At 71.0% G+C, this 25,685-nt stretch carries 31 protein-coding genes; 12 read left to right on the top strand and 19 right to left on the bottom strand.

What is annotated here, in order from left to right:
- Positions 1-353: 353 nt before the first annotated feature.
- From tatB to sigE, 4 genes are all read right to left on the bottom strand, one after another.
- Positions 354-746, bottom strand: a complete 393-nt coding sequence (gene tatB, locus YWM_RS0113710) for a Sec-independent protein translocase protein TatB (RefSeq protein ID WP_028851212.1) — start codon at positions 744-746, stop codon at positions 354-356.
- Between the two features lie 47 nt (positions 747-793).
- A complete protein-coding gene (locus tag YWM_RS0113705; RefSeq protein WP_043661045.1) occupies positions 794-2,356 on the bottom strand; it encodes a S1C family serine protease in 1,563 nt (520 codons plus the stop codon).
- 70 nt (positions 2,357-2,426) lie between these two features.
- Positions 2,427-3,104, bottom strand: coding sequence for an anti-sigma factor family protein (locus YWM_RS23635; RefSeq protein ID WP_245566039.1), 678 nt, complete (start codon positions 3,102-3,104; stop codon positions 2,427-2,429).
- Entirely contained in the window at positions 3,101-3,721 is a 621-nt protein-coding gene (sigE, locus tag YWM_RS0113695) for an RNA polymerase sigma factor SigE (RefSeq protein ID WP_028851210.1), read from the bottom strand. Before sigE ends, YWM_RS23635 begins: the two co-directional genes overlap by 4 nt.
- 241 nt (positions 3,722-3,962) lie before the next feature.
- Here sigE and YWM_RS0113690 point away from each other — a divergent pair, with 241 nt between their 5' ends.
- Entirely contained in the window at positions 3,963-4,598 is a 636-nt protein-coding gene (locus YWM_RS0113690) for an O-methyltransferase (protein ID WP_028851209.1), read from the top strand.
- Between the two features lie 32 nt (positions 4,599-4,630).
- On the opposite strand, the gene YWM_RS0113685 is transcribed toward YWM_RS0113690, so the two are convergent.
- Positions 4,631-6,127, bottom strand: a complete 1,497-nt coding sequence (locus tag YWM_RS0113685) for a leucyl aminopeptidase family protein (RefSeq protein ID WP_028851208.1) — start codon at positions 6,125-6,127, stop codon at positions 4,631-4,633.
- Positions 6,128-6,378: 251 nt separating this feature from the next.
- Positions 6,379-6,546: a DUF3117 domain-containing protein gene (locus tag YWM_RS25730; protein ID WP_005443666.1), complete on the bottom strand. Its 168-nt coding sequence runs from the start codon at positions 6,544-6,546 to the stop codon at positions 6,379-6,381.
- Positions 6,547-6,684: 138 nt separating this feature from the next.
- Here YWM_RS25730 and YWM_RS0113675 point away from each other — a divergent pair, with 138 nt between their 5' ends.
- Positions 6,685-7,497, top strand: a complete 813-nt coding sequence (locus YWM_RS0113675) for an enoyl-CoA hydratase-related protein (RefSeq protein ID WP_028851207.1) — start codon at positions 6,685-6,687, stop codon at positions 7,495-7,497.
- Positions 7,498-7,642: 145 nt separating this feature from the next.
- Here the strand turns inward: YWM_RS0113675 and YWM_RS0113670 are convergent, their stop codons facing one another.
- From YWM_RS0113670 to folP, 4 genes are all read right to left on the bottom strand, one after another.
- Entirely contained in the window at positions 7,643-8,197 is a 555-nt protein-coding gene (locus YWM_RS0113670; RefSeq protein WP_028851206.1) for a DNA-3-methyladenine glycosylase I, read from the bottom strand.
- Positions 8,190-8,657 carry an SRPBCC family protein gene (locus YWM_RS23630; RefSeq protein WP_245566038.1) on the bottom strand — a complete coding sequence of 156 codons (468 nt, stop codon included), beginning with the start codon at positions 8,655-8,657 and terminating at the stop codon, positions 8,190-8,192. Before YWM_RS23630 ends, YWM_RS0113670 begins: the two co-directional genes overlap by 8 nt.
- A complete protein-coding gene (locus tag YWM_RS23625; RefSeq protein ID WP_084612399.1) occupies positions 8,654-9,016 on the bottom strand; it encodes a DivIVA domain-containing protein in 363 nt (120 codons plus the stop codon). The genes YWM_RS23630 and YWM_RS23625 overlap by 4 nt, the downstream gene beginning before the upstream one ends.
- Before the next feature lie 280 nt (positions 9,017-9,296).
- Positions 9,297-10,169, bottom strand: coding sequence for a dihydropteroate synthase (gene folP, locus YWM_RS0113655; protein ID WP_028851205.1), 873 nt, complete (start codon positions 10,167-10,169; stop codon positions 9,297-9,299).
- A gap of 115 nt (positions 10,170-10,284) precedes the next feature.
- Here folP and YWM_RS0113650 point away from each other — a divergent pair, with 115 nt between their 5' ends.
- Positions 10,285-10,977, top strand: a complete 693-nt coding sequence (locus YWM_RS0113650; RefSeq protein WP_043661042.1) for a lysophospholipid acyltransferase family protein — start codon at positions 10,285-10,287, stop codon at positions 10,975-10,977.
- On the top strand, positions 10,974-11,360 hold the full coding sequence (locus tag YWM_RS0113645) for a nuclear transport factor 2 family protein (RefSeq protein ID WP_028851203.1): 387 nt from the start codon (positions 10,974-10,976) through the stop codon (positions 11,358-11,360). Before YWM_RS0113650 ends, YWM_RS0113645 begins: the two co-directional genes overlap by 4 nt.
- Here the strand turns inward: YWM_RS0113645 and YWM_RS0113640 are convergent, their stop codons facing one another.
- Both YWM_RS0113640 and dapE read right to left on the bottom strand, forming a co-directional pair.
- Positions 11,361-12,146: an LOG family protein gene (locus YWM_RS0113640; RefSeq protein ID WP_028851202.1), complete on the bottom strand. Its 786-nt coding sequence runs from the start codon at positions 12,144-12,146 to the stop codon at positions 11,361-11,363. It lies immediately after the preceding gene.
- Positions 12,147-12,195: 49 nt separating this feature from the next.
- The gene (gene dapE / locus YWM_RS0113635; protein ID WP_028851201.1) at positions 12,196-13,275 is read right to left on the bottom strand and encodes a succinyl-diaminopimelate desuccinylase; all 1,080 of its coding nucleotides are present in this window, start codon (positions 13,273-13,275) and stop codon (positions 12,196-12,198) included.
- Between the two features lie 34 nt (positions 13,276-13,309).
- On the opposite strand from dapE, the gene YWM_RS0113630 reads away from it, so the two are divergent.
- Together YWM_RS0113630 and dapD are read left to right on the top strand one after the other, a co-directional pair.
- Entirely contained in the window at positions 13,310-13,726 is a 417-nt protein-coding gene (locus YWM_RS0113630) for a hypothetical protein (RefSeq protein ID WP_156914774.1), read from the top strand.
- Complete coding sequence (dapD, locus tag YWM_RS0113625; RefSeq protein WP_028851199.1) at positions 13,723-14,709, top strand: 2,3,4,5-tetrahydropyridine-2,6-dicarboxylate N-succinyltransferase; 987 nt, start codon at positions 13,723-13,725, stop codon at positions 14,707-14,709. Before YWM_RS0113630 ends, dapD begins: the two co-directional genes overlap by 4 nt.
- A 36-nt stretch (positions 14,710-14,745) precedes the next feature.
- Here the strand turns inward: dapD and dapC are convergent, their stop codons facing one another.
- The 3 genes from dapC to YWM_RS0113610 all read right to left on the bottom strand — a co-directional run bounded on the left by dapC (position 14,746) and on the right by YWM_RS0113610 (position 16,487).
- Entirely contained in the window at positions 14,746-15,846 is a 1,101-nt protein-coding gene (gene dapC, locus YWM_RS0113620; RefSeq protein ID WP_043661040.1) for a succinyldiaminopimelate transaminase, read from the bottom strand.
- A gap of 19 nt (positions 15,847-15,865) precedes the next feature.
- A complete protein-coding gene (gene fdxA / locus YWM_RS0113615; protein WP_028851197.1) occupies positions 15,866-16,186 on the bottom strand; it encodes a ferredoxin in 321 nt (106 codons plus the stop codon).
- A 115-nt stretch (positions 16,187-16,301) separates the two neighbouring features.
- Positions 16,302-16,487, bottom strand: coding sequence for a hypothetical protein (locus YWM_RS0113610; RefSeq protein WP_028851196.1), 186 nt, complete (start codon positions 16,485-16,487; stop codon positions 16,302-16,304).
- Between the two features lie 89 nt (positions 16,488-16,576).
- On the opposite strand from YWM_RS0113610, the gene cofD reads away from it, so the two are divergent.
- Genes cofD through YWM_RS0113590 form a run of 4 tightly spaced genes read left to right on the top strand, consistent with a single transcriptional unit; the run spans position 16,577 to position 19,828 of the window.
- A complete protein-coding gene (gene cofD, locus YWM_RS0113605; protein WP_028851195.1) occupies positions 16,577-17,566 on the top strand; it encodes a 2-phospho-L-lactate transferase in 990 nt (329 codons plus the stop codon).
- On the top strand, positions 17,563-18,912 hold the full coding sequence (locus YWM_RS0113600; protein WP_028851194.1) for a coenzyme F420-0:L-glutamate ligase: 1,350 nt from the start codon (positions 17,563-17,565) through the stop codon (positions 18,910-18,912). Before cofD ends, YWM_RS0113600 begins: the two co-directional genes overlap by 4 nt.
- Entirely contained in the window at positions 18,909-19,466 is a 558-nt protein-coding gene (locus tag YWM_RS0113595; protein WP_028851193.1) for an NUDIX hydrolase, read from the top strand. The genes YWM_RS0113600 and YWM_RS0113595 overlap by 4 nt, the downstream gene beginning before the upstream one ends.
- The gene (locus YWM_RS0113590; protein ID WP_425426553.1) at positions 19,463-19,828 is read left to right on the top strand and encodes a GntR family transcriptional regulator; all 366 of its coding nucleotides are present in this window, start codon (positions 19,463-19,465) and stop codon (positions 19,826-19,828) included. Before YWM_RS0113595 ends, YWM_RS0113590 begins: the two co-directional genes overlap by 4 nt.
- On the opposite strand, the gene manB is transcribed toward YWM_RS0113590, so the two are convergent.
- Positions 19,825-20,931: a mannose-1-phosphate guanylyltransferase gene (gene manB, locus YWM_RS0113585; protein WP_052344881.1), complete on the bottom strand. Its 1,107-nt coding sequence runs from the start codon at positions 20,929-20,931 to the stop codon at positions 19,825-19,827. The two genes, YWM_RS0113590 and manB, sit on opposite strands and share 4 nt — an antisense overlap.
- A 175-nt stretch (positions 20,932-21,106) precedes the next feature.
- Here manB and YWM_RS0113580 point away from each other — a divergent pair, with 175 nt between their 5' ends.
- Entirely contained in the window at positions 21,107-21,484 is a 378-nt protein-coding gene (locus YWM_RS0113580) for a hypothetical protein (protein WP_028851190.1), read from the top strand.
- Here the strand turns inward: YWM_RS0113580 and YWM_RS23620 are convergent.
- From YWM_RS23620 to YWM_RS0113565, 3 genes are read right to left on the bottom strand one after another with little or no spacing between them, the layout of a single operon-like run.
- Complete coding sequence (locus tag YWM_RS23620; RefSeq protein WP_052344879.1) at positions 21,466-22,377, bottom strand: glycosyltransferase family 2 protein; 912 nt, start codon at positions 22,375-22,377, stop codon at positions 21,466-21,468. The genes YWM_RS0113580 and YWM_RS23620 overlap by 19 nt on opposite strands.
- Before the next feature lie 14 nt (positions 22,378-22,391).
- Positions 22,392-23,540, bottom strand: coding sequence for a glycosyltransferase family 4 protein (locus YWM_RS0113570; RefSeq protein ID WP_156914773.1), 1,149 nt, complete (start codon positions 23,538-23,540; stop codon positions 22,392-22,394).
- Between the two features lie 35 nt (positions 23,541-23,575).
- Entirely contained in the window at positions 23,576-24,700 is a 1,125-nt protein-coding gene (locus YWM_RS0113565; protein ID WP_028851188.1) for a glycosyltransferase family 4 protein, read from the bottom strand.
- Here YWM_RS0113565 and YWM_RS0113560 point away from each other — a divergent pair.
- On the top strand, positions 24,699-25,649 hold the full coding sequence (locus YWM_RS0113560) for a glycosyltransferase family 2 protein (protein WP_052344878.1): 951 nt from the start codon (positions 24,699-24,701) through the stop codon (positions 25,647-25,649). The genes YWM_RS0113565 and YWM_RS0113560 overlap by 2 nt on opposite strands.
- The last annotated feature ends 36 nt before the right edge of the window (positions 25,650-25,685 follow it).

Here is a 25,685-nt window from a genome sequence, read left to right as displayed (position 1 = left end):
GAGGCTGGTTCCAGGGCCCGGGCACTGAGGCTGGTTCCAGGGCCCGGGCACTGAGGCTGGTTCCAGGGCCCGGGCACTGACGCCGAGCCGTCCTGGTTCCGCGAGCTGCGCCGGCGATGCTTGGCCACCGCAGGCTCAGTGCGACGCGGGCTGGGCATGCTCGCTGACGCACCGACGGCCGCTTCCGCACATGATCACGGCAAGAGCCGGGTTCGCGGTGCCGCGACTTCCGTTTGGCGCGACGGCACGAGACAGGTCGAGCGGGCAAGGACTTCGCTCAGCGCGTTGCAGACCGGTCGCTGAGGCCACGTCCGGATCTACCGCGACTTCTCAGCGCGTTGCAGGCCGGTCTCCTAGGTCGCGTCCGGATCCACCGGCGGCTTCTCGCCAGGGCTCAGCGGCTCGGACTCCTTGCGCCGCGTACCCGACGAGCCGTTGCGGCCGTTGTTCACCGGTTCGTTGAACCCGAGCGGGTCGTCGTCGCCGTCGAACAAGTGCTGCGTGACCACCCGGCGCGGGTTGAAATTCCGCAGCTCACGCAGATCCTCGATGGGTTTGCGGAACTGTTCGTACTCCGGGCCGATCTCCTGGCGCAGCTGCTCGCGCGCGCCGGTGGCGAACTCCCGCACCTTGCGCACGGTGCGGCCGACCCACGACATGGCCTCCGGCAGCCGCTCCGGACCGAGGATGAACAGCGCGGCGACGATCAACACCAGGACTTCGCCCCAGCTCACACTCTCGAACATCGACGTACCATCCTCAGCAGGAAATGGCTGCCCCAGCCAGCTCTAGCCTAGCGGCCGGTGTCCGGGTCGTCCGACCCCAGTTTGACAGTCGTGACGATTTCCCGGCCCTCCCGTACCAGTTTCACCGGTACCTGCTGGCCGACGTCGTGGGCCCGGACCGCGACGGTCAGCTCGGCGGCGTTGCGCACCATCCGCTCGCCGACCCTGATGATCACGTCGCCTTCCTTGATGCCGGCCCGTGCGGCAGCGCTGCCCGGGACGACGTTCTGCACGCGCGCGCCCTCCGAGGTGTTCGCCGCAACGGAAGCCGCCTGCACGCCCAGCTCGGGGTGCGCCACCTTGCCGTTCCGCATCAACGACTCGGCGATCTCGATGGCCTGGTCGACCGGGATGGCGAAGCCGAGACCGATGCTGCCGCCTTCCTGCCGCTCGTTGGTCACCGTGCGGATCAGCGAGTTGATGCCGACCAGCGCGCCGCGCGAATCCACCAGCGCCCCACCCGAGTTACCGGGGTTGATCGCCGCGTCGGTCTGGATCGCGTCGTAGACCACCGTGCCCTCACCGCTCTCCGACGGTGCGCTGATGGGCCGGTTGACCGCACTGACCACGCCGACCGTGACGGTGTTCTCCAGTCCGAACGGGGACCCGACCGCGATCACCGGGTCACCGGGCGCCAGGTCGGCCGACTTGCCGATCTGGATGACCGTCGGATTGCGCACGTTCACCTTGATCACGGCCAGGTCGGTCTTCGGGTCCCGCCCGACGATCTTGGCGGGCGCCCGGGTGCCGTCGGTGAACACCGCGGTCAGTTTGGCCTGCGAATTCTCCGCCGCCGGGGCCACGACGTGGTCGTTGGTGAGGATGTAGCCGTCCTCCTCGATGACCACACCGGAGCCGAAGCCGCCGCCGGAGCCGGACTGGATCTCGATGGAGACCACGGCGGGCACGACTTCCTCCACCGTCTTGGCGACCGTGCCTGGCGGACGTTGCTTACCGGAGCCGATCTGCGCCAGCGTGACGTCCTTGCCCAATTCGTTGCCCTGGTCGGCGATGTACCAGCCGACGAAGCCACCGAGCGCCCCGACCAACAGCACGACGACCGCACAGATGACAGCCGAACTGCGGCGCAGGCGCCCGCCGAGCACGACCTCGGTCAGCGACAGCGCGACGCCGCGCCGCCGTTGCGGCTTCTCGTCGTCGTCCTCGGGCTCGTCCCGCAGCGCGGGCTCGCTCAACGCCACTGGTGCGCCGGGATCCCGCCAGGGATCTCCTTGCTCGCCCCACAGCGGCTTCTCGGCGTCGTCGTCGGCCTGCTCGTCGTCGCCCGGGGGACGCTGCAGAATGACGCCGGCGTCCTCGGGACTGCGCCCGAAAGCCTCGGTCAGCGCGGGTGGCGGAGCGGCACCCCGCGTGCCGCCGGCATGCTGCACGCCTTGCGCGGACCGCCTGCGTTGCTCGTCATCGAAAGAACCGGTGACCCCCGCAGGCCTGCCGAACACTTCTGCGGCCTGAGGATCCACCGGTGGCCGGTCCAGGCCGCGCGGCTGCAGGCGCGGCCCTCCGCCCCGGGCGGGGTCGCCGCGCCTCGGCTCATACGGGTTCTCCGACATCACTGATCAGTGTGCCGGGATGGGGGTGAAGTCAGCGTTGCACACGCTCCCCACCTCACCCATCGACTGCTTACCGCGAAACGCCGAGCTGGACCACGTTGTTGAGCCCGGACGCGGGCGCCGAGTGCAGGCTCGGCACGGTACGCGCGGCGTCCTGCACCGGACGCGGACCGGGCGCCTCGTTCGACACTCCCTCGTCACCGTCGTCGACCCCGAGGGCCAACGCCAACGCGGACAGCATCAGTCCGGACATCACCATGCCTGCGCCCTGCACGGCGCGGCGGCTGTACTTGCGGCCCCCCAGGCGGTTGGCGCCCGCCCCGAGCGGCGTGGAGGAACCGAGCGGCTGGGTCGAACCCAGCGCGGCGGCCTGCTCGGGCCGCTGGACCGCGACCAGGCGACCGGATTCGTCCACGGCCAGGTTGTCCGGCACCGTGGAAAGTTCGGTGGTGTTGGGGATCGAGTGCAAGCTCGCCAGCAAGCCCGCGGGCACCGAGGGTGCGTCACACGACGTCATGGCCGCGCGGACCTGGCGCTGGGCCTCGACCTCCGCGGCACAGCTGCTGCAGCGCATCAGGTGGCCTGCGGCGCGCTCATGAGCGGCCAGCGACAGCTCGCCGTCGACGAAAGCGACGATGGCGTCCGGCAACAGGTGCGATTCGGGCAACTGCCAGCCCGGCGACAAGCGCACAGTGGGACCGGATCGGCGCGGACGGCGCTGACCCGGCTTCTGGCGGGCATCGCTCATGCTGTCGACCTCACGGTGCTCTGCTCGGCTCGGCGCCGTTCGAGTGCTGCGCGCAGCTGCTGGCGCCCCCGGTGGATCCTGCTCCTTACGGTACCCAGTTTCACGCCGAGCGTGGCACCGATCTCCTCGTAGGACAATCCCTCGACGTCACACAGCACCACGGCGGCACGGAACTCCGGCGGCAACTCGTCGAGCGCGGCCTGCAGATCGGGGTCCAGATGTGTGGCGGAATAGACCTGCTCGGGGCTCGGGTCGTCACCCACGATGCGGTCGGTGTCCTCCGGCAGGCCCTCCATGCGCACCCGGGAGCGGCGACGGGCCATGTCCAGGAACAAGTTGGTGGTGATGCGGTGCAGCCAGCCCTCGAAGGTGCCCGGCTTGTAGGACGACAGCGAGCGGAAGACCCGGATGAACGTCTCTTGCGTCAGATCCTCGGCATCATGCGGATTGCCGGTCAGGCGATAGGCCAACCGATACACGCGCGGGGCGTGCGTGCGCACGATCTCGTCCCACGACGGCGGCGTCCAGGCCGCGTCGTCGGCGATCTCCGCGACTTCGCCGGTCGGCGTGGTACGGGCGTCCTGCTCACTTACGGTCTGCAGTTGAGGCACCTCCATCGGGCTTGTCACTCGGGACAACGCCGGTCGATCCGTTTCTGTTCCCACCTGTGAGGTAGTTCCCACTCCGTGCACGGCGCACGCCTCCCCCTCGGTTCTCTCTGTGTCGTTCACTGTGACCGTTGTCGTTACGACTCTGGTGAGAATCGGCTGAGAGCAGCCTGAGAAGCCGGATGCGCTCGAGATGTGCTTTGCGTCGTGCCTTCACCGGTTTGCCCGGGCTCGGCGCTAGCCTGCACGAGTGACCAGTGCCGCCGAGACTGTCGACGACTACCTTCCGGATGACGACGTGGTGCTCGCCGCCCGGGCCCGGGCGGCCGAGCTCGGCTGCCCCGCGGTCGCGCCGTCCACCGGCGCGGCGCTACGGTTCCTGGCGACCACGGTCGGCGCGAAAGCCGTCGTGGAGCTGGGCACCGGCGCCGGGGTCAGCGGCCTGTACCTGCTGCGCGGCATGGCAGGCCGCGGTGAGGGCGGGGTACTGACGTCCATCGACATCGAGCCGGAGTTCCATCGCGCTGCGCGCCTGGCGTTCCGCGAAGCGGGATTTCCCGCGGGCAGCACACGGTTGATTCTCGGCCGGGCGGTCGACGTGCTGCCTCGGCTGACCACCGGCGGCTACGACATGGTGTTCGTCGACGCCGCCAAGGTGGAGTACGCGCACTACTTCGAGCAGGGCGTGCAGTTGCTGCGGCCCGGCGGGGTGATCGCGTTCAACGACGTGTTCGGCCAGCACCGTCCTGGCGACCGCGCTCGGCGCGATGCGGAAGCCACGGCGTTGCGCGACGTCGCGCGGGCGGTGGCGCTCGACGAGCGGCTGATGCCCGCGCTGCTGCCGGTGGGCAGTGGGCTGCTGGCCGCCGCGCGGCTCGAGGTCTGACCTCTACCGCGCGGCCCGCCTTCGGTGGCCTCTTACGCGTAGCCCGCCGCGAACTCCACCAGGGTGCGCGCGGCGAAGCCGGTCCCTCCCGGCGTCACTTCGTCGTACGGCTTGTCGGCGCGGGCCGTGCCCGCGATGTCCAGGTGCGCCCACGGCAGGCCGTCGGTGAATTCACGCAGGAACAGGGCCGCGGTCACTCCGCCTGGGCCGTCGGGCGCCTGCTTGACGTCGGCGATCTCGCTGCGCACCGCCTCGGCGTGGTCCTCGATCAGCGGCATCCGCCACCACGATTCACCGACCCGCTCCCCTGCCTCACGCAGCCGCTTGGCCAGCTCGTCGTCGCTGGCGAACACCGCGCCGTTGCGCAGGCCGAGCGCGACCTTGATGGCTCCGGTCAGCGTCGCGACGTCCACCACGACGTCCGGCTTGAACTTGTCCACGCCGTAGGCGAGCGCGTCGGCCAGCACCATGCGACCTTCGGCGTCGGTGTTGCCGACCTCGGTCGTGATGCCGCCGTAGTGCCGGACCACGTCGCCCGGGCGGTAGGACGAGCCGGACACGTGGTTCTCCGCGGCCGGGACCAGACCGGTCACCCGCACCGGGAGCTTGGCCTGCGCGATCGCCCGGACCGCCGCGATGACCGCGGCACCACCGGACATGTCGGTGCGCATCAGGTGCATGCCGTCGGCGGGCTTGAGGGAAATGCCGCCCGTGTCGAACGTGATGCCCTTGCCGACCAGCAACACGTGCGTGCCCGCGTTGCGCGGGCGGTAGGCCAGCTCGATGAGCCTCGGTGGCCGGGCGGAGCCGCCACCGACCGCCAGGATCCCGCCGAACTTGTTCTCGGCCAGCCACGCTTCGTCCCGCACGGTCACGCGCAGCCCCGCGACGTCGTCCGCGACGCGCTCGGTCGTGCCGGCCAACCATGCCGGGTCCTTGACGTTCGACGGGCTGTTCGCGAGGTCGCGCGCCAGCGCCGTGGCCGCGGCCAACCGCTCGGCCTCCCGCACCGTCTCGGTCAGCTCCGCGCCGCCGAGCAACACGACACTGCGCAAGGTGGGCTTGGGTTCCTCGCTGCTGACGGTGAACCGATACCCGCCGAGCAGGACGCCGAGCACGAACGCGCGCACGCAGTCGGCCGACGGCTCGGGCGGCAGCGCGACCTGGACCGACCGCTGCGCGCGGGACACCGACTCGGAGCGCTGGGAGAGGCTGGAGTTGACCGCGCGAGCCAGCGCCCCGCCCGCGGTCCGCCACGCCGACGGCTTCTCCGGGTCCGCGCCGATGCCGAGCAGCCAGCGCGCCGGGTTGCTCAGCGCGTGCACGTCGCCGGCTTTGCCGGTCACCTGGCCGCCGGGAGTCCACTCGTCGGGGAGTTGCTGCGCTGTCCAGAGACCGTCTTCGGCGAACTCCGCCGCATCGTCGTCGGTCGCTCGGACCAGTCGGACCAGCGGGACGCCGCGGCGTTGCTGGTCAACGACACTGATCTCCGGCAGCCGGGTAGGAACCGTGGGCACGGGCACGCGCACGATCGAGATCCACTTCCTTTCGCCACGCGGTGGGGGCCGGGCTCGGCGAATCTACCGCCCTTGCTGATCGACGGGGGCCGGCGGTGTCTCTCCCGGCGCACTGAGGAGGCGAAGCTGCTGCCCGCGCGCGTACGCCACGCGGGCGGCGGCTCCGCCTCCTCGCCGCACCGAGCCCAGGCCACCACCGCCGCAGCTCCCCGCACGGTCGCCGCGGCGCGCGCCATGCCCGCGCGGCAGGCCGTGACCGGCCGTCAGCTGGTGGCTTCTTGCAGGGCCGCGCCGAGGTCCTTGGCCTCTTCGGCGGTGAGTTCGACGACCAGCCGGCCGCCGCCCTCCAGCGGTACCCGCATCACGAGGCCCCTGCCCTCCTTCGTCACCTCGAGGGGACCATCTCCGGTCCGGGGCTTCATGGCCGCCATAGCGTGCTCCCTCCGTCTCAACCACGTCACCGGTTCGCCCGCTGCGCACGGGCTGTGCCGGGTGTGCGCCTTATTCTCCCCTATTGCTGATCTAGCCTTCCACTGGAGGTAACTACCGACCGACGCAGGAGGCGCGCAGTGTCCACCGCCCACGATGTAGCCGCCGACGAAGTGCTGACCACGTCCGATGCCGACGGCGTCCGGACGATCACGCTGAATCGGCCCCAGGCCTACAACGCGCTCAACATCGCACTGAAGGAGGCACTGCGCGACGCGCTGATCGCCGCGGCCGCGGAGGAGGAGATCCGGGCGGTCGTGTTGACCGGTGCGGGCAAGGCGTTCTGCGCCGGGCAGGACCTCAAGGAGCACGTGGGGTTGCTGCAAGCGGAGGACCCCGCGCCGCTGCGCACGGTGGAAGAGCATTACAACCCGATCGTGCAGGCGATCGCCGACATGCCGAAGCCGACCATCGCGGCGGTGAACGGCAGCGCGGCCGGTGCCGGGGCGGCGTTCAGCTACGCGTGCGACCTGCGCGTCGCCGGTAAGAGCGCATCGTTCACCGGCGCCTTCGCAGGCGTCGGGCTCGGACCGGACTCCGGTGCGTCGTGGACGCTGCAGCGCTTGGTCGGGTTCGGTCGCGCCACCGAGCTGATGCTGCTCGGCCGCAAGGTCGGCGCGGAGGAAGCGCTGCGCATCGGGTTGGTCAACGAGGTGGTCGACGACGACGCGGTGCTGTCCCGCGCTCAGGAACTGGCGGCTCGGCTGGCCGCAGGCCCGACGGCGGCGTTCCGGGAGATCAAGCGGGTGCTGGCCGCGGCGAGCACGTCGACGTTGGCCGAGGCGTTGGAGAACGAGAAGGCGGCGCAGACGCGGCTGGGCGCCACGCACGACCACCGGGAGGCCGTCGACGCGTTCGTGAACAAGCGGGCGCCGCGGTTCACGGGCAAGTAGCGGCTGGTCGACGCGCGGCTGGGTCGGCCCGCCCGCCGCGTGCGGCCCTGTCCCCCGGAAGCTGATCGCCGGGCCACGTCGGCGCGCGACCATCGGGCTCCGGCGGACGCGCGCCGGCGTGCGGCCGTCTCGTTCCGCAAGCGCGTCAGCGTGCCGCCACCCCGGCCCGCCAGCAATCCGCCACGTGGTCGTCCACCATCCCGGTGGCCTGCATCAGCGCGTAGCACGTCGTCGGGCCGAGGAACTTGAAGCCGCGGCGCTTCAGTTCCCTGGCCATGGCGTGCGACTCCGGGCTGGTAGCGGGCACGTCCTGCATGGCACGAGGGTTCGGCCGCGGCGGTGGGGCGAACGACCACAGCAGGTCGTCCAGCGGTTCGTCGAGCTCGAGCACCGCCCGGGCGTTGGCGATCGCCGCCTCGATCTTGGCCCGGTTGCGCACGATGCCGCTGTCGGCGAGCAGGCGCTGCACGTCCTCGTCCCCGAACGCGGCGACCTGCTCGGGGTCGAACCCGGCGAACGCCGCCCGGAAGTTCTCCCGCTTGCGCAGGATCACCAGCCAGGACAGACCGGACTGGAACGACTCCAGGCACATCCGCTCGAACAGGGCCTGCTCACCGCGCAGCGGCACGCCCCACTCGTTGTCGTGATAGGCCACGTAGTCCGGCGTGGTCGCCCACGCACACCGCACCAGCTCAGTCACTTTCACCCCGCTGCCATTGCCGTTCGACGGAGCGCGCCAGTGTGGCCAGCGAGCGGCGGAAACCAGCCCGCACCAGCGGGGACACCGCGCGCCAGCCGAACCTGCCGACCGCGCCGAACGGTTGCTCGAGGTCTTCCGACCAGCGCAGCACCGACCCGTTGCCTGCCTGCTGCACCTCGATGACCCCTGGGCCGCGGATCAGCTTGCCGTCGTGCATCACTTCGACTCGGTGGGGCGGCTCCCACGCCGTGATCACCATGGTGTCCAGGAAGCCGATCGGCCGCCTGCCCGTGTAGGCATGCACGCGCGAACCAACGCTGCGGCCGTCGCCTTCGACCACCTCCACCGTCGTGCCGAGGATCCACTGCGACTGCCGCGGCCAGTCCGTCACCGCCGCCCACACCTGCGGCACCGGCGCCGCGACCGGCATCTCGACGCTCAGCCGGACCCTGCTGCTCACCGCTGCTCGCCGCGGTCTGCGGACGGCACGCCGTACGTCGACCGGCTACCGGGCTCCGCGGCTGGCACGCCGTACGTGGGATCGAGCTGGGCCAGCCTGGTCCGCAGCTCGTCCAGCTCGGCACCGACCCGCTGCAGCACCCAGTCGACCTCGGACATCTTGTAGCCGCGCAGCACCGGCTGGAACCGCACCTGGGCGAGATCGGCACCGGTGATGTCCCGCTCGGGCAGCCGCGTGGGCGAGACGCCGGGCGGCAGCGGCTCGAGCTCCTCGCCACGCCCGAACACCACGGAGGCGAGCAGGAAGACGACGGCCGCCACCAGCAGCATCACGACCAGATACACCAGCGCTGTTCCCACACCCCGATCGTGGCACATTCCCCCGACGATGCGGGGCGGGGAAGGTCAGCGGGGCTGTCCGGGAAAACAGATCGCCGCCGAATCGGCTCAGACCGGGGGCAAGGCGCAGGCCGCGTGCCTCCGCAAGGCGCCGTCCCGAATGTCTCCCGGCGCAGCGTGCCTGCTGTATGCCTGCCACGCCCCCGACGCTGTGCCCGCCACGGACCTCCCGACGCCGTGCGTCCGCCCCGTGCCCTTGACAACGACGCCGTCGGGAGCACGCGCGGGCGGGCGCACCGCGTCAGGCCAGCGCGCGTAGCACCCGCCCCGGCGGCCGATCGCCCCGGATACTCGCCACCGTGTCCACCACCCGCCGCGTCGGCAGCACCTGGTGCGCCCGGAACACCCGCGCACCGGCCATCGCCGCCACCGCGGTGGCCGCCAGCGTTCCTTCCAGCCGCTCCTCGGGCGGCAGACCGCCGAGCGTCTCGCCGATGAAGTCCTTGTTCGACAACGCCATCAACACCGGCCACCCGGTCTCCACCAACCGGTCCACGTGCCGCAGCAACGCCAGCCCGTGCCAGGTGTTCTTGCCGAAGTCGTGCGTCGGGTCGATCAGCACCCCGTGTCGCGGCACGCCGATCGACACCATCCGCTCGGCCCCGGCACACAGCTCCTCCACGACCTGGGACACCACGTCTTCGTAGTGCACCCGGTGCGGGTCGGTGCGCGGCTGCACTCCGCCGGTGTGCGAGCACACCACCCCGACCTCGAACTCCGCGGCCACCTCGGCCAGCCGGGGATCCGCACCACCCCACGTGTCGTTGAGCAGGTCCGCACCCGCGGCGCACACTTCCCGGGCGACCTCGTGCCGCCACGTGTCCACGCTGATCACCAGATCCGGATGACGCTCCCGCACCGCGGCGACGAACCCCACGACCCGCCGCGTCTCCTCGGCCACGTCCACGTCCTCGCCGTGCGAGCCGGCACGCACTCCCCCGATGTCGACGATGTCCGCGCCTGCCTCGACCGCCCGGTCGACCGCAGCGAGCGCCGCCGCTTCCTCGAACGTCGCGCCGCGGTCGAAGAACGAGTCCCGCGTACGGTTGACGATGGCCATCACCGCTGGCCGGTCGGCAGGCAGCACCCGCGTGCCGAGCTGGACGTGCTTCATAACGGCGATGCTAAGCGCCGTCAATGCTGTGTTACTGCTCGGCCGGACGCTGTGGCGACGGCGTCATTCGTGCCATCCTGGAATACGTATCCCTGAAGCCGCAAAGGATGTGGTCATGGACGCGCGCAGCGCGCTGCAGCAGGTCATCCGGAAAGTTCTCGCGCCCATCGCCCGGTTCGTCTACCGGCCGGTCGTCGAAGGAGCGGACCGGGTCCCGCGCACCGGCCCACTGATCGTGGCGGCCAACCACCGAGCGGCGATCGACACGTGGGTCATCCCGTTCGTCGCACCGCGTCCCGTGCGATTCCTCGGCAAGGCGGAGTACTTCCGCGGCAAGGGGCTGCGCGGGCGCATGTTCGCGGCGTTCCTGTCCGCGCTGGGCTTCATCCCCGTCGAGCGGGGCAACGCCTACGCCGGGCTGGAGGCGCTCAACGCCGCTCGGAAAGTACTCGAGGACGGGGAGGCGTTCGGCATCTATCCGGAGGGCACCCGGTCCCGGGACGGCAAGCTGCACCGCGGGCACACCGGGGTGGCGCAACTGGCCCTGGTCACCGGCGCGCCGGTGATTCCGGTGGCGCTGATCGGCACGGAGAAGGTGCTTCCGGTCGGCAAGCGCATCCCGCGCCTGGCGAAGGTGACGGTCCGGTTCGGCGAGCCGCTGGACTTCTCCCGCTACCGCGGGTTGGAGTCCTCGCCCGCCGTGCGCCGGTCGGTCACCGACGAGATCATGTACGCCATCCTCGAGCTGTCCGACCAGGAGTACGTCGACCGCTACCACAAGCGGCCGGACGAGACCGCCGCCGCGTGACGGGCGAGGAAACCACCCGGCGTGCCGTCGACGAGTGGCACGCCAGTGTCAACGCGCGCGATTTGCCGCGTGCCGCCAACGCCGTCGGCGACCCGATCGTGGTGCTGGGGCCGCGCGGCGCGGGACGGATCACACCCGATCAGTTCGCCGAGTGGGTGAGGCGATCCGGCATTCACCTCGAGCCGCGCGCATGGCACCAGGTCGGCGACCGGCTCGTGGTCGTCGAGCAGGACGCCACGTGGCCGGAGAGCCCGGAGCCGACCCGCGTGGCCACGGTGTTCCGCGTGCACGACGACAAGGTCACCGCCGCGCTGCGTTTCCCGGACGTCGACTCGGCGCTGCAGCTGGCGCACATCCACCAGGAGCTGGCCGCCACCGAGTGATCAGTGGACCTCTTCCCAGGCCCGGTAGGCCTCCTGGACCACGCGCACGGCGTCGTCCACGTCGTCGGTCAGGTGCAGCAGGTCGAGGTCCTTCGGGCTGATCTTGCCCTCGGCCAGCACGGTGTTCTTGATCCACTCGTACAGGCCGCCCCAGTAGTGGGTGCCGAACAGCACCACCGGGAACTTGGTGACCTTCTTCGTCTGCACCAGGCACAACGCCTCGAACAGCTCGTCGAGCGTGCCGAACCCGCCGGGCAGGCAGATGAACGCCTGCGAGTACTTGACGAACATCGTCTTGCGGGCGAAGAAGTACCGGAAGTTCACGCCGAGCTCGACCCACGGGTTCAGGCCCTGCTCGAACGGCAGCTCGATGCCCAGGCCCACGGACAGCCCGCCGGCTTCCGACGCGCCCCGGTTGAGTGCCTCCATGGTGCCGGGGCCGCCGCCGGTGATCACCGCGAAACCCGCTTCGGCCACTGCGCGGCCGATCCGCATGCCCAGCTCGTACTCGGGCTCGTCCCGCTTGGTGCGGGCGGAGCCGAAAATCGTCACCGCGCGGGGTAGTTCGGCCAGTGCGCCGAAGCCCTCGGTGAACTCCGCCTGGATGCGCAGCACGCGCCACGGGTCGGTGTGCACCCAGTCCGACGGCCCGCGCTGGTCGAGCAGCCGCTGGTCGGTCGTGGTCGCCTCCCTGCGCTGCGCACCGCGCAGCACGACCGGGCCCTTGTGCTTCTCCCGCGGGTGTTCCGGATAGGTGTAGTCGGCGTTCGCACCTGGATCTGCCACGGGTGCGAGCCTAGCTCCGCTCCCGCCGCAGCCCGCACAGAGTACGGGATCAGCCCCCGGTGAGGAACGTGCGCAGCACGTCGGCGACCTGGGTGATCTCCGCAGCCCGGACGTGCTCCTCCTTGGTGTGCGCCAGGGTGGGGTCGCCCGGTCCGAAGTTCACCGCGGGCATGCCCAGCGCGGCGAACCGCGCCACGTCCGTCCACCCGAGCTTGGCGACGGGCTGCCCGCCTGCCGCCCGTACCAGCTCGGCCGCGGCCGGTTCGCTCAGTCTGGGCAGGGCCCCGGCGGCCTCGTCGACCAACGTCAGGTCGTAGCCGTCGAACACCTTCCGCACGTGGTCCAGTGCCTGCTGCGGGGTCCGATCGGGTGCGAACCGGTGGTTGATCGTCACGGTGGCCTCGTCCGGCACCACGTTGCCCGCCACACCACCGCCGATGGCCACCGCCTGCAAGCCTTCGCGGTACTGCAGGCCGTCGATGTCGACCTGTCGCGGCTGGTACTCGGCCAGGCGGCGCAGCGGCTCGGCGAGCGCGTGGATGGCGTTGCTGCCCATCCACGCCCGCGCGGTGTGCGCCCGCTTGCCGGTCACGGTCAGCTCCACACGCAGCGTGCCCTGGCATCCGCCCTCGATCACGGCGTTGGACGGCTCACCGACCACGGCGAGGTCGCCGCGCAGCCACTCGGGCCGGTTCGCCTGGATGCGGTTGAGGCCGTTGCGGGCGGCGTCGACCTCTTCGCAGTCGTAGAACACGAACGTCACGTCGTGCCTGGGCTCGGTGACCGTGGCCGCCAACGACAAAAAGACCGCGTCGCCGCCCTTCATGTCCACGGTGCCCAGGCCGTGCAGGATCTCCTCCTGGCCGCTTCCGGTGCGGCGCAGCGGCAGGTTGTCGTTCTTCGGCACGGTGTCCAGATGCCCGGCGAAGATCACCCGCCGCGGCCGCCCGAGCTGCGTGCGCGCCAGCACCGCATCGCCGTCGCGCACCACTTCCAGGTGCCCGGCCTGCGTGCGCAGAGCGTTCTCGACGAGGTCGGCGATGGCGCGCTCGGAACCCGATTCGCTGGGGACGTCCACCAACGTCGCGGTGATCTCGACCGGATCGGCGCGCAAGTCCAACTCGGGCATAGCCGCACACTACCGGCGGGCTACGGTTGGGGCTGTGAAGCCCGTTGGACGTCTGCTGGCCTGCGCCGTGGCGCTGGGGTTCGTACTCGCCGGGTGTGGCGAACAGAGCGCAGAAGAAGAGCCCGTCGACCTGCAATCGTTGCAGCTCAAGGTGCGCGCGCTCGCGGTGGACACCTGCCACACCCGGCCGCGCGACCAGGCGCCGCGCAAGTGCGAGAAGTACATCACGCAGATCGCCAATGCGGCCCGCACGGTGTCCACGGCGGGCCGGATCAACCACGAGGGGCTGCGTGATCCAGGACGCGAGATGACCCGCGCGGTGCGCGACTACAACCAGGGCGGCTGCGACAATCAGCGCCCGAAGTCCGTCTCGGCCTGCTACCGCGCGTTGGAGACGATCGCGCAGGCCGTCAAGGATGTGGAAGCCGAGCTCGAGGAGATCGTTCAGTGACCCAGCTGCCGCCCGACCCGCAGACCACCGGCGCCACCGGCGTCGGCATCGCCACGGTGACCACCGACGGCACGGTGCTGGACACCTGGTACGTCCAGCCGAAGCTGGTGGACGCGTCCGAGGAGTCCGGAACGCAGCGCCTGTCGGCCGAGGAGGCAGAGAGCGCGCTGGGCTCGTCGGTCGCAGGCCTGCTGGGTCCGGACACCGACCGAGGCGTCGAGGTCGTCGCTGTGCGCACCACCATCGGCAAACTGGACGAGCCACCTGCCGACGCGCACGACGTCTACCTGCGGCTGCACCTGCTGTCGCACCGCCTGGTCCAGCCGCATGGGCAGAACCTCGACGGCGTGTTCGGTCTGCTCAGCAACGTCGTGTGGACCAACTTCGGCCCGTGCCCGGTGGAGGGCTTCGAGGCCACGCGCATGCGGCTGCGCGCCCGCGGACCGGTGACCGTCTACGGCGTGGACAAGTTCCCGCGCATGGTCGACTACGTCGTCCCGACCGGCGTCCGGATCGCCGACGCCGACCGCGTGCGGCTGGGCGCCTACCTCGCCCCCGGCACCACGGTGATGCACGAGGGTTTCGTCAACTACAACGCCGGGACGCTGGGCGCTTCCATGGTCGAGGGCCGGATCTCCGCCGGTGTGGTCGTCGGCGACGGCTCCGATGTCGGCGGTGGCGCGTCGATCATGGGCACGCTGTCCGGCGGTGGCAAGGAGGTCATCTCCGTCGGCGAGCGCTGCCTGCTCGGCGCCAACGCGGGCATCGGCATCTCGCTCGGTGACGACACCGTGGTGGAGGCCGGCCTGTACGTCACCGCGGGCACCAAGGTGAACGTCAACGGCACGACGCTGAAGGCGCGTGAGTTGTCCGGCATCTCCGGTGTGCTGTTCCGGCGCAACTCCGAGACCGGCGCGGTCGAGGTGGTTCGTCGCGAAGGTGCGAGCATCGAGCTGAACGAGGCCCTGCACGCCAACGACTGACCTGCGCCGGCGGGCGCGGTAGCCGCCGCGCCCGCCTTACGCGGCCAGCCGGGCTGCGGCTGTCTGCGCGCCTTCGTCGGTGACCGTCAACGAAATCCGCACGTGATGCTTGCCGCGGGGACCGTAGAACGTGCCCGGAGCGACCACGATGCCGCGCTCGGCCAGCCAGTCGACCGTTTCCCACGTGTCCTCGCCTCGGGTCGCCCACAGGTACAGACCCGCCTCGGAGTGGTCGATCGAGAAGTCGTTGGCCAGCAGCGCCGATCGCAGCACCTCGCGCCGCTTGGCGTAGCGCTCCCGCTGGGTACGCAGCGACTCGTCGTCGGTGAGCGCGACCTTCATCGCCTCTTGCACCGACCGTGGCACGATCATTCCCGCGTGCCTGCGCAGCTCGTGCAGGTCACGCACCAGCTCGGCGTCGCCGACCACGAACCCGGCGCGATAGCTGGCCATGTTCGCCGACTTCGACAGCGAGTGCACGGCCAGCAGCCCTTCGTGCGAGCCACCGCAGACGTCCGGGTGCAAGATCGACAACGGCTCGGCCTCCCAGCCCAGCGCCAGATAGCACTCGTCGGAGACCACGACGGTGCCGCGCTCGCGCGCCCATTCGACGACCTTGCGCAGATGATCCACCCCGAGCACGCGCCCGGTCGGGTTCGCCGGGGAGTTCAGCCACAGCACCGCGGGACGCTGCGGCCCGATGCCGAACAGGCTGTCCGACCGCTGCACCTTCGCGCCGGCCAGCACCGCCCCGACCTCGTAGGTGGGGTAGGCCAGCTCGGGGATGACGACCACGTCGTCCCGGCGGACACCCAGCAACGTGGGCAGCCACGCGACGAGTTCCTTCGAACCGATGGTAGGTAGCACCGCGGCCGGATCGACGCCGGTGACGCCGTGCCGCCTGGCCAGCGCCTCGACCACGGTCTGACGCAGCTCAGCCGTGCCGTAGGTGTACGGGTAGCCGGGGATCTCGGCCACCGAGGACAGTGCGGCCTGGACACCGGCCGGGACCGGATCGATCGGGGTCCCGATGGCCAGGTCGACCACCCCGTCGGGATGCTGCGCCGCCTTGTCGCGATACGGGCGCAGCTTGTCCCACGGGAAGTCGGGCAGACTCGGCGCGGAGCGGCTCACCATTCGGCCCACGCAGCCGGGGTCACTCGCCCTGCGGCGGCAGGTCCTTGATCCACTGCGGGTCGTCGGCCACCTTGCCGACCTTCGCCGCGCCGCCAGGCGACCCCAGCTTCTCGAAGAAGTCCACGTTGGCCTGGGTGTAGGCCGCCCACTCGTCGGGCACGTCGTCCTCGTAGTAGATGGCCTCGACCGGACAGACCGGCTCACAAGCACCACAGTCGACGCATTCGTCCGGATGGATGTAGAGCATCCGCTCGCCCTCGTAGATGCAGTCCACGGGGCACTCGTCGATGCACGCCTTGTCGAGCACGTCGACGCAGGGCTCGGCGATCACGTAGGTCACTGGGCTCTCCTTGAGTCACTGCGGAGTGCGGCACGTCCGGGTTAGCGGCAGATTACGCCGACCGCCGTGCCGGTGCGGTAGGTGGTCGGCTTTACCCGCCCTGGGCCCAGGCTGTTTACCCAGGTCGGCCGCGGGTGTCACGTTGATCACCCGTGACCAGGAAACGCGGCGTGGCCTTCTTCTCCTCCGCTTCGTGAGCCTCCTCACGCCGCTGCTTGCGTTGCATGGCCCGGTTGAAGCTGTCGGAGATCTCGTCCACCAGGTCCTCGTTGACCCGGTCGTCCTTGCGGAACAGGCTCATACCGCCACCGTACTCACGCTGGGGCCGCTGTCAGGGCCGATCGCACGCTGGTCGCCACGGACGGCGTCACCCGTGCAAGGATCGGCAGAGTGAAGGTCACAGTCATCGTCGGCGGCGTCGGCGGAGCGCGTTTCCTGCTCGGGGTGAAGGCGGCGCTCGGGCTGCCGCCCGTCGGCGCAGCGGAATCGGAGACAAAACACCAGGTCAGCGCGGTGGTGAACACCGGGGACGACATCTGGCTGCACGGTTTACGTATCTGCCCGGACCTGGACACCTGCATGTACACCCTGGGCGGCGGTATCGACACCGAGCGCGGCTGGGGCCATGCGAACGAGACGTGGACGGTGTCGGAGGAACTGAAGGCCTACGGGGCGGACCCGGACTGGTTCGGCCTCGGCGACAAGGACATCGCCACCCACCTGATCCGCTCGCGGATGCTGCGTGCGGGCTATCCGCTGTCGGCGATCACCGAGGCGCTGTGTGACCGGTGGAAGCCGGGCGTCGCGCTGCTGCCGATGAGCGACGACCGGGTGGAGACGCACGTGGTGGTCGACCTGGCGCAGTCCGGCGAGCGGCGCGCGATCCACTTCCAGGAGTGGTGGGTGCGCCATCGGGCCAAGCTGCCCGCGCACGCGTTCGTCCCGGTCGGCGCCGAGGAGGCGAAGCCGGGGCCGGGCGTGCTGGAGGCCATCGCCGAGGCCGACATCATCCTGCTGGCGCCGTCGAACCCGGTGGTGTCGATCGGTTCGGTGTTGTCCGTGCCCGGGTTGAAGCAGGCGGTGCGCGCGGCGTCCGCACCGGTCGTCGGCGTCTCGCCCATCGTCGGCGGACGCCCGCTGCGCGGGATGGCCGACGCGTGCCTGGCCGCGATCGGTGTGGACAGCACCGCGGAGGCCGTCGGACAGCACTACGGCTCCCGCAAGGACGAAGGCCTGCTCGACGGTTGGCTGATCGCCGAGGGCGAGCGGGCCGACGTGCCCGGGGTCGAGGTCCGCGACATTCCGCTCATCATGTCCGACCCGGACGCCACCGCGGCCATGGTGCGCGCGGCGTTCGAGCTCGCGGGAGTACGGCCATGAGCGACCACGCCGCGGAGAAGGTGGAGATCCTGCCGGTCACCGGGCTGCCGGAGTTCCGTCCGGGCGACGACTTGACCGGCGCGATCGCGCACGCGGCGCCCTGGCTGCGATCCGGCGACATCGTCGTGGTGACCAGCAAGGTCATCTCGAAGGTGGAGGGCATGGTGCACCGAGTCTACGGCGACGCCGACGAGCGCGAGGTGGTACGCCGACGGCTGGTCACCGAGGAATCCCGCCGCGTGCTGGCCACGTTCCGGCAGACCCAGATCACCGAGAACAAGCTCGGCATCGTGCAGGCAGCCTCCGGCGTGGACGCCTCCAACGTTGACAAGGGCGAGATCGCCGTCCTGCCGGAGGACCCGGACGCCTCGGCGAAGGCGCTGCGCAACGGTCTGCGCGAGCGGCTGGGCGTGGAAGTGGCCGTGCTGGTGACGGACACGATGGGCCGTGCCTGGCGGATCGGCCAGACCGACACCGCGATCGGGTCGTCCGGGCTGCGCGTGCTGCACTCCTACGCGGGCGAAGTGGATTCGCACGGCAACGAGCTCGCCGTCACCGAAGTCGCCGTGGCCGACGAGCTGGCCGCGGCGGCGGATCTGGTCAAGGGCAAGCTGCGCGGCGTGCCGGTGGCCGTGGTGCGTGGGCTGCAGATCGTCGACGACGGCTCGTCCGCCCGGGATCTGATCCGCCCGGCCGAGGAGGACTTGTTCCGCCTCGGGACGGCCGAGGCTCTTGCGGAGGGGCGCAGGCAAGCCGTGCTGGTGCGGCGTTCGGTGCGGGCGTTCAGCGACGAGCCGGTCGACTCGGAGGCGGTGCGTCGCGCCGTCGGAGCGGCGTTGACCGCGCCGGCGCCGCATCACACCAAGCCCGTGCGGTTTCTGTGGCTGCGTGACGCCGAGCGGCGCACCAGGCTGCTCGATGCCATGCGTGAGGTGTGGCGATCGGACTTGGAAGGCGACGGGTTCACACCGCAGCAGATCGAGAAACGGCTGGCCCGCGGTGACCTGCTGCGCCGGGCGCCCGAACTGATCGTGCCGTTCCTGGTGCCTGACGGGGCGCACAAGTACCCGGACCAGCGGCGGGCCGCCTGCGAGCACACCATGTTCACCGTGGCCGGGGGCGCTGCGGTGCAGGCGCTGCTGGTGGCGCTGGCGGCCGAAGGCCTCGGGTCGTGCTGGGTCGGTTCGACGATCTTCGCGGCGCCCACGGCCCGGGAGGTGCTCAGGCTGGACGACGGCTGGTATCCGCTCGGTGCCGTGGCGGTCGGCAGGCCTGCTCCCGAAGCCGGAGACCTGACGCAGCCACGGCCGCCGCACCCGGTGGACGAAGGGCTGATCGAACTGTGAGCTTGCACGCCGCCGCTGCCGACCTGCTCGCGTCATGGCGCCCGCCGACACACGAGCAGGAGTCGCTGCGCCAGGCCTACTTGTCGTTCCTGGCCGCCCGCACGGACGCCTGCGCTCGCTCGTGCGCGCCCGGGCACCTCACGGCCTCGGCGGTGGTGCTCGACCACGACGGCAGCAACGTGCTGCTCACGCTGCATCCGCGCGTCGGGCGGTGGCTGCAGCTCGGCGGTCATTGCGAACCGGACGACGAGTCACTGAATGCGGCCGCGGCCCGCGAGGCCGCCGAGGAGTCCGGGATCGCCGGCCTGCGGTTCGCCCCCGAGCCGGTTCACCTCGACGTCCACCCCATCACCTGTTCACTCGGCGTGCCGACGCGCCACCTGGACGTGCGGTTCGTCGCGTGGGCCCCGGTAGGCGCGCAGCCGGTGTGCAGCGACGAGTCGGACGATTTGCGCTGGTGGCCGGTCGACGCCCTGCCGGAGGGCAGCGAGGACCTCGTGCCGCTGATGGCGGCGGTGCGGGCCGCACACCGCACGGTGGGAGCGGTCGGATGACGGTGCGTCTGCGGATCGACCCGAGTTCCTCGGTTCCACCGTTCGAGCAGGTCCGCAACGGCCTGGCGGCCCGGATCAACGACGGACGGCTGCCGGTCGGCACCAAGCTGCCCACCGTGCGCGCGCTGGCCGCTGAGCTGGGCATCGCGCCGAACACCGTGGCCCGCGCCTACCGCGAGCTGGAAGCCGCCGGGCTGCTGGACACCCGCGGCCGTGCGGGCACGTTCGTCAGCGCGCAAGGTGACACGACCCGGGCACGGGCAGCCGAGGCCGCCGCCGAGTACGTCGACGTCACCGACAGCCTGGGCCTCAGCCGCAAGGAAGCCCTCAAGATCGTGCAGGCGGCGCTGGAGCAGGACTAGCCTGCGGAGAACCGCACGCCCCCGTCGGGCAGCTCGACGCCCGGCCAGATCCGGACCCCGTCGAGCAGCTCGCAGTCGGCCCCGACGCGCACACCGTCGCCCAACACCACGCCGCGCAGCTCGGTCCGCGGCCCGACGACGGCGCCGGTGCCCAGCACCGAGTCCACGACGACGGCGTCCTCGGCGACCCGGACACCGTCGGCCAGCACGGACGACGTGATCCGGGCACCGGAGGCCACCACCGCGTCGGCCCCGACCGTCGACCCGCCGTCGACGGTCGCCGCGGGATCGACCGTGGCGGTGGGGTGCACCAGCCGGTCGGCCGGACCGTCGGTCAGCATGCCGCTCGGCGCGACGCCCCGCACCAGGTCCGCCGAACCCCGCACGAACGCGGCGGGCGTGCCCACATCGAGCCAGTACGACGAATCCACGTGCGCCTGCAGGTGCCTGCCGGACGCCAGCAGCTGCGGGAACGTCTCTCGTTCCACCGACACCGGTCTGCCCGCCGGGATCTCCTCGATCACGGACCTCCGGAACACGTAGCACCCCGCGTTGATCTGGTCCGTCGGCGGATTCGGCGTCTTCTCCAGAAACGCCGTCACGCGTCCGTCGGCATCGGTCGGGACGGACCCGAACCGGCTCGGGTCGTCCACCTTGACCAGGTGCAACGTGACGTCGGCTCCCGTGTCGCGATGGGTCGCCAGCAGATCGAGCGGGTTCGCGGCGGACAGGATGTCGCCGTTGAAGACCAGCACGTCGTCGGCGCGCAGCAGGTGCGCGACGTTGCGGATGGCGCCCGCGGTGTCCAACGGCTCGGACTCCACCACGTACTCCAGCTCCAGCCCCAGCCGGGACCCGTCGCCGAAGTACTCGGAGAACACCTCGGCCCGGTACGACGTGCCCAGCACGACGTGCCGGATGCCTGCGGCGCGGATGCGGGACAGCAGATGCGACAGGAACGGCACGCCCGCGGTCGGCAGCATCGGTTTCGGCGTGGACAGGGTCAGCGGCCGCAGCCGGGTGCCCTTCCCTCCGACCAGCACGACGGCGTCCGCTCCCGGGTCCGGCGTGGCGTCCAGCGCGGCTGGGGGATCCTCACTCATGCCAGCGATCCTGACACAATGTGGCCGAAGCGTTTGCACGAGCACCAAATGGGCGACACCTGGCCGGTCTCGGCGTGATTTCCTGACGGAGATCACCTGTCCGGCCTACCCTTGGACACAGTGCACGGGCGCACCACCTCACCACTCGGGCGCCCACCGAGCAGGGAGGTCGGGGATGGATCCTCTCGCTAGGGCAGATGCGTTGCTCAAGCGGGCACAGGAGCGTGGCGCGTACGTCGTGACGCCGGAAAGTGCGATTTCTCCGATGGACGCCGCCAATACCCAGCAGATCCCGCGCGAAGTGGTGCGCGGGGCGGAAGCGGCGATGGTGGACCCGGACGCCACGACGATCCTGTCCGACGAGGAGATCCGCGAGCAGGACGACGACTACCTGGCCGAGCCGACGCCGACCCAGCAGGTCATGCCGGGCGGCGCGGAGCAGACCGAGGACGGCGAGGAAGAGATCGTCGTGGAGGAGCACACCGACGACCTGCTGCCGACGACCACCCAGCGGCGGCGGACCAACAACCTGGCTCAGCGGCTGGAAGGCTGATCGGCCGCGCGGTGGCCGGTGCGCTTGCGCATGGCGACCCGCAGCCGCAGCGCGAGCCCGAGCCGCAGCAACCACAGTAACGGCTTGCTCCACGGGCGTGAATAGCGTCCGGCGAGGTAGCGGTATGCGCTGTCGTGGTGGGCGGCGAGCATCGCCGCGGTCTCCCGCGAGGTCGCGTGCCCGTGAATGTGCATCACCTGTGCGCTGGGCACGTAGACGTTCAGCCAGCCTGCCCGGCCGAGCCGCTCGCCGAGGTCGACGTCCTCGAAGTACATGAAGTAGCGCTCGTCGAAGCCGTCGACGTCCTCGAACGCCTGCCGCCGCAGCAACAGGCACGACCCGGACAGCCATCCGGCGGCGCGTTCCCGCGGTTCACGGCCGGTCTGCAGGTAGGCCCTGGTCCACGGGTTGTTCGGCCAGATGTCGGCGAACACGGCGTGCCCGGCGCCGCGAATCAACGACGGCAGGCTCCGCGCGCTCGGGTAGATCGACCCGTCCGCCTCCCGGATCAGCGGGCCGAACGCACCGCCCTGCGGCCAACGCTCCGCGGCCTCGAGCAGCAGGTCGAGCGAACCCGGCTCCCATTCCAGGTCCGGGTTGGCGATGACCACCCACCCGTACGAGGAGTCCAGTTCTGCCACGCCCCGGTTGGCCGCCGTGCCGTAGCCGAGATTGCCGCCGGTGGGCAGCACTCGCACGTTCTCCCGCTCGCGCGCGGCCCGCTGCGGTGCTCCGTCGGCGGACCCGTTGTCCGCAAGGACCACGGTCACCTCGCGCGACGACGCCTTCACCAGCGTGTCCAGAAAGCGCTCCAAGACCTCGCCAGACGTGTAGGTCACCGTGACCACGGCGACCCGATCGCCGTAGCGGGTTCTGGCTGTCACGCGCGACATTGTCCTCGGCGGCCTCATCTGCTTCCCGACCGGGCCCGCGCGGCCCGCTGGTAGATCTCCCGATGCCGCTGCGCGCTCGCTCGCCAACTGAACTCTTTCGCACGCAACACGGCTGCCGCACCCAGTTCGGCTCGCTTGCCCGGGTCGTCGAGCAGCTCACCGAGCGCCGCCGCCACGTCGCCTGCCCCCACGCCGCAGTACGCCACCGCGTCTCCGCCGACCTCCGGCAGGGCCAGCCGTCGCGTGGTCAGCACACAGGCGCCGCAGGCCATCGCCTCCAGCACGGGCAGCCCGAACCCTTCCCCGAGGCTGGGGTACACCACCAGCTCCGCCCCGCCGAGGTAGCCGGCGAGGCACCGGTACGGCAGGTACCCGGCGCGCACGACCCGGACGTGCGGCGGCACGGTGGCCATGGCCTTGCCGATCCGGTCGTCCCAGCCCGGTGGGCCTGCCAACGCCAACGCGGGCGGATCCGCCCGGTCGCGGACCGCCTGCACGAACCCGCGGATCAACGCGGGCACGTTCTTGCGCGGCTCGAGCGCACCCAGGAAAGCCACGTACGGCTGCTCGCCCAGGCCAGCCGCCGCTCTCGCCTCCGCGATCTCCTCCGGCGACGGCGGGTGGAAGCTGTCGGTGTCGACGCCGTGCGGGATCACGCTGAGACGCTCGGGATCGGCCGAGGCCACCGCGGTCAGCTCGCGAGCGGTCGCCTCACTGGGAACCACACAGCGGTCGGCCCTGCGCAGCGACAAGCGGGTCCAGGAACGGAAGAATCGCACCTTGACCGCCGAGTGCAGCACCGGCTCGGTGAAGAACGTCGCGTCGTGCAGCGTCACCACCGACGCCGCCTTGCCCGCCAGCGGCATCGTGTAGTGCGGGCTGTGCACGACGTCGACGCCGAGCTTGTCGATCAGCCGCGGGAAGCCGACCTGCTCCCAGGCCAACCGGGCCGGCGGCCGGGCGATCGTCTGCGGCGCGGCGACCACGTCGGAGTGCGGCGCGATCTCGCCGTAGACATGCTCGTCCCGCTGCTGGCAGACCACCACGAGGGACGCGCCGTCGGCGTCCAGGGCAGCGATCAGCGCATCGACGTAGCGGCCGACGCCGCCGCGATCGGCGGGCACGGCCGTCGCGTCGATGAGCACCCTGGGCTCGGCGAGCATGATCCGAAGACTACGACGACCGTCGGCGCCGGTGGTCAGGAACCGGCAAATCCGGCTTGCTCGGTGTGCAACTTCCACAACGACTCGGCCGTCCGCTGCCACGAGAACTCCGCGGCCCGCCGCCGTCCCGCTTCCGCGAGCACCGCCCGTCGCCGCTGGTCACCCAGCAGCCTGCCGAGCGTCTCGGCGAGCGCGGTGTCGTCACCGACGGGCACGACCTCGCCCGCGCCGGCCGCGACCTCCACCAGCGCAGGGACGTCCGAGTGCACCACGGGTGTTCCGCAGGCCATCGCCTCCAGCACGGGAAGTCCGAAACCTTCCGCCCTGCTCGGGACGACCACCGCCGTCGCGGCCCGCACCGTCGCGGCCAGCTCGTCGTCGCCGATCGCGCCGAGTTGCCGAACCGCGCCACTGGGCAGGCCGGTGCGCTCGGCGAGCGCGACCGGGTCCAGCCCGCCCCAACCCTGCGGCCCGGCCAGCAGCAGCGGCGGCGGCTCCGCACCCGTGCGGTGCAGCCGCCCCAACGCGGAAATCAGCACGTCGATGCCTTTGCGCGGCTCGAGGGTGCCGACTGCCAGCAGAAACTGCTCGGGGAGGCCCGGCGGCCGGGCTTCGTCCACGCGCGGGTCGGTGAACAGCTCCGCGGCGGCGTGCGGAATCACTTCCACGCGAGCCGGCCCGTTCACGCATGTCGCCAAGTCGTCCGCCACGGCCTGAGTCGGGACCACGACGGCGTCCGCGACGTGCATCGCCCGCGCAATGGTCGCCTTGTGCCAGCGCACTCCGCGCGGCGTGAGTGTCTCCGGGTGGGTCCACGGCACGGTGTCGTGGACCGTCACGGTCAACCGGGCATCACGGGGTTTGAACGGCGGCGCGAACGGGGTCGGCGCGTGCACAGCTGCAGCATCGCCGGGCCAGTACCGCACGCCGTATTGCCACAGCAGGGTCATCGCTCGCCGTGGTAGCGGAAGCACCCTGGGCCCGTGCGCACCGTCGAAGCGTGCCCGCTCGACATCCGAGTGGCGGCACACCACGGTGCCCACGGACCACGACCTCGGCGCGGTCGCCACCAGCGCGGGCACCAGCTGCTCGGTGTAGCGGCCCGTGCCGCCCGGGACGGGGGCGAACAGTTGCTCCGCGATCACCAGCAGCTGGGGCATGCGCCTATTCTCGGTGATCGTGGCGGACACCGAAGCGTCAACCACCGTGGTGGTCGTGACCTGGCGCGGGGCTGCCCACATCGGCGCATGCCTGGACGCGTTGTCCGCGCAAGAACGCAAGCACCGGATCCTGGTGGTCGACAACGCCTCCGACGACGGCACGGCCGACGTGGTCGCGCAGCATCCGAGCAAGCCAGAAGTGCTGCGTCTGGAGCGCAACACCGGGTACGCGGGTGCGCTCGCCGCTGCGCTCCCCCGGGTACGAACTCGCTACATGGCGTGGCTCAACGACGACGCCGCCCCCGCGCCGGATTGGCTGGCGCGCATGGAGCACGCCCTGGATGCCGAGCAGAACGTGGCCGCGGCCAGCGCCCGCCTGGTCGACAGCGCGGGCCGCACCCAGTCCGTGGGTGTAGCCCTCACCCCGCTCGGTTACGGCCGGGACCTCACCCGCGCGGTGTCCACCGACGTCTTCGGTTTCTGCGGCGGCGCTGCCGTGGTTCGCACCAGCAGTCTGCGCAAAGTCGGCGGCGTCCCCGCGGAGTTCTTCTGCTACTACGAAGACACCGACACGTCGTGGCGGCTGCGCCTGGCCGGGTGGCGTGTGGTGTCCGTCCCGCAGGCCGTCGTGGTGCACGCCCATGGCGCCAGCACGAACATCGGGTCGCGGGATTTCCACCGCTGGAACGAGCGCAACCGCCTGCTGATGCTGGCGCGGTGCGCGCCCGCCGGTGTCGCGATCACCGAGCTGATCCGCTTCGCCGTCATCACCGCGCTGCTGCCGTTCCGCACGGCACCCCGAACCCCGAACTTCCGTATCTCGTTGCGTCTACGAGTGCTCGGCGAGACGCTTCGTATGCTGCCGACCGCGCTGCGTGCCCGACGATCGCTGGCCGGAGTCAAGGCAGCCACGCGTCGCCGCGTGTGGCGCACGTGGGTCGGCCGCTGACGCTGAGCACCAGGGACGCTGTTCCGCCGGGGCGGC

The organism is Thermocrispum municipale DSM 44069 (assembly GCF_000427825.1).
Classification (GTDB): Bacteria; Actinomycetota; Actinomycetes; order Mycobacteriales; family Pseudonocardiaceae; genus Thermocrispum; species Thermocrispum municipale.
Note: the sequence above shows the minus strand (reverse complement) of the source record. Positions and strands in the feature narration are given on the sequence as shown.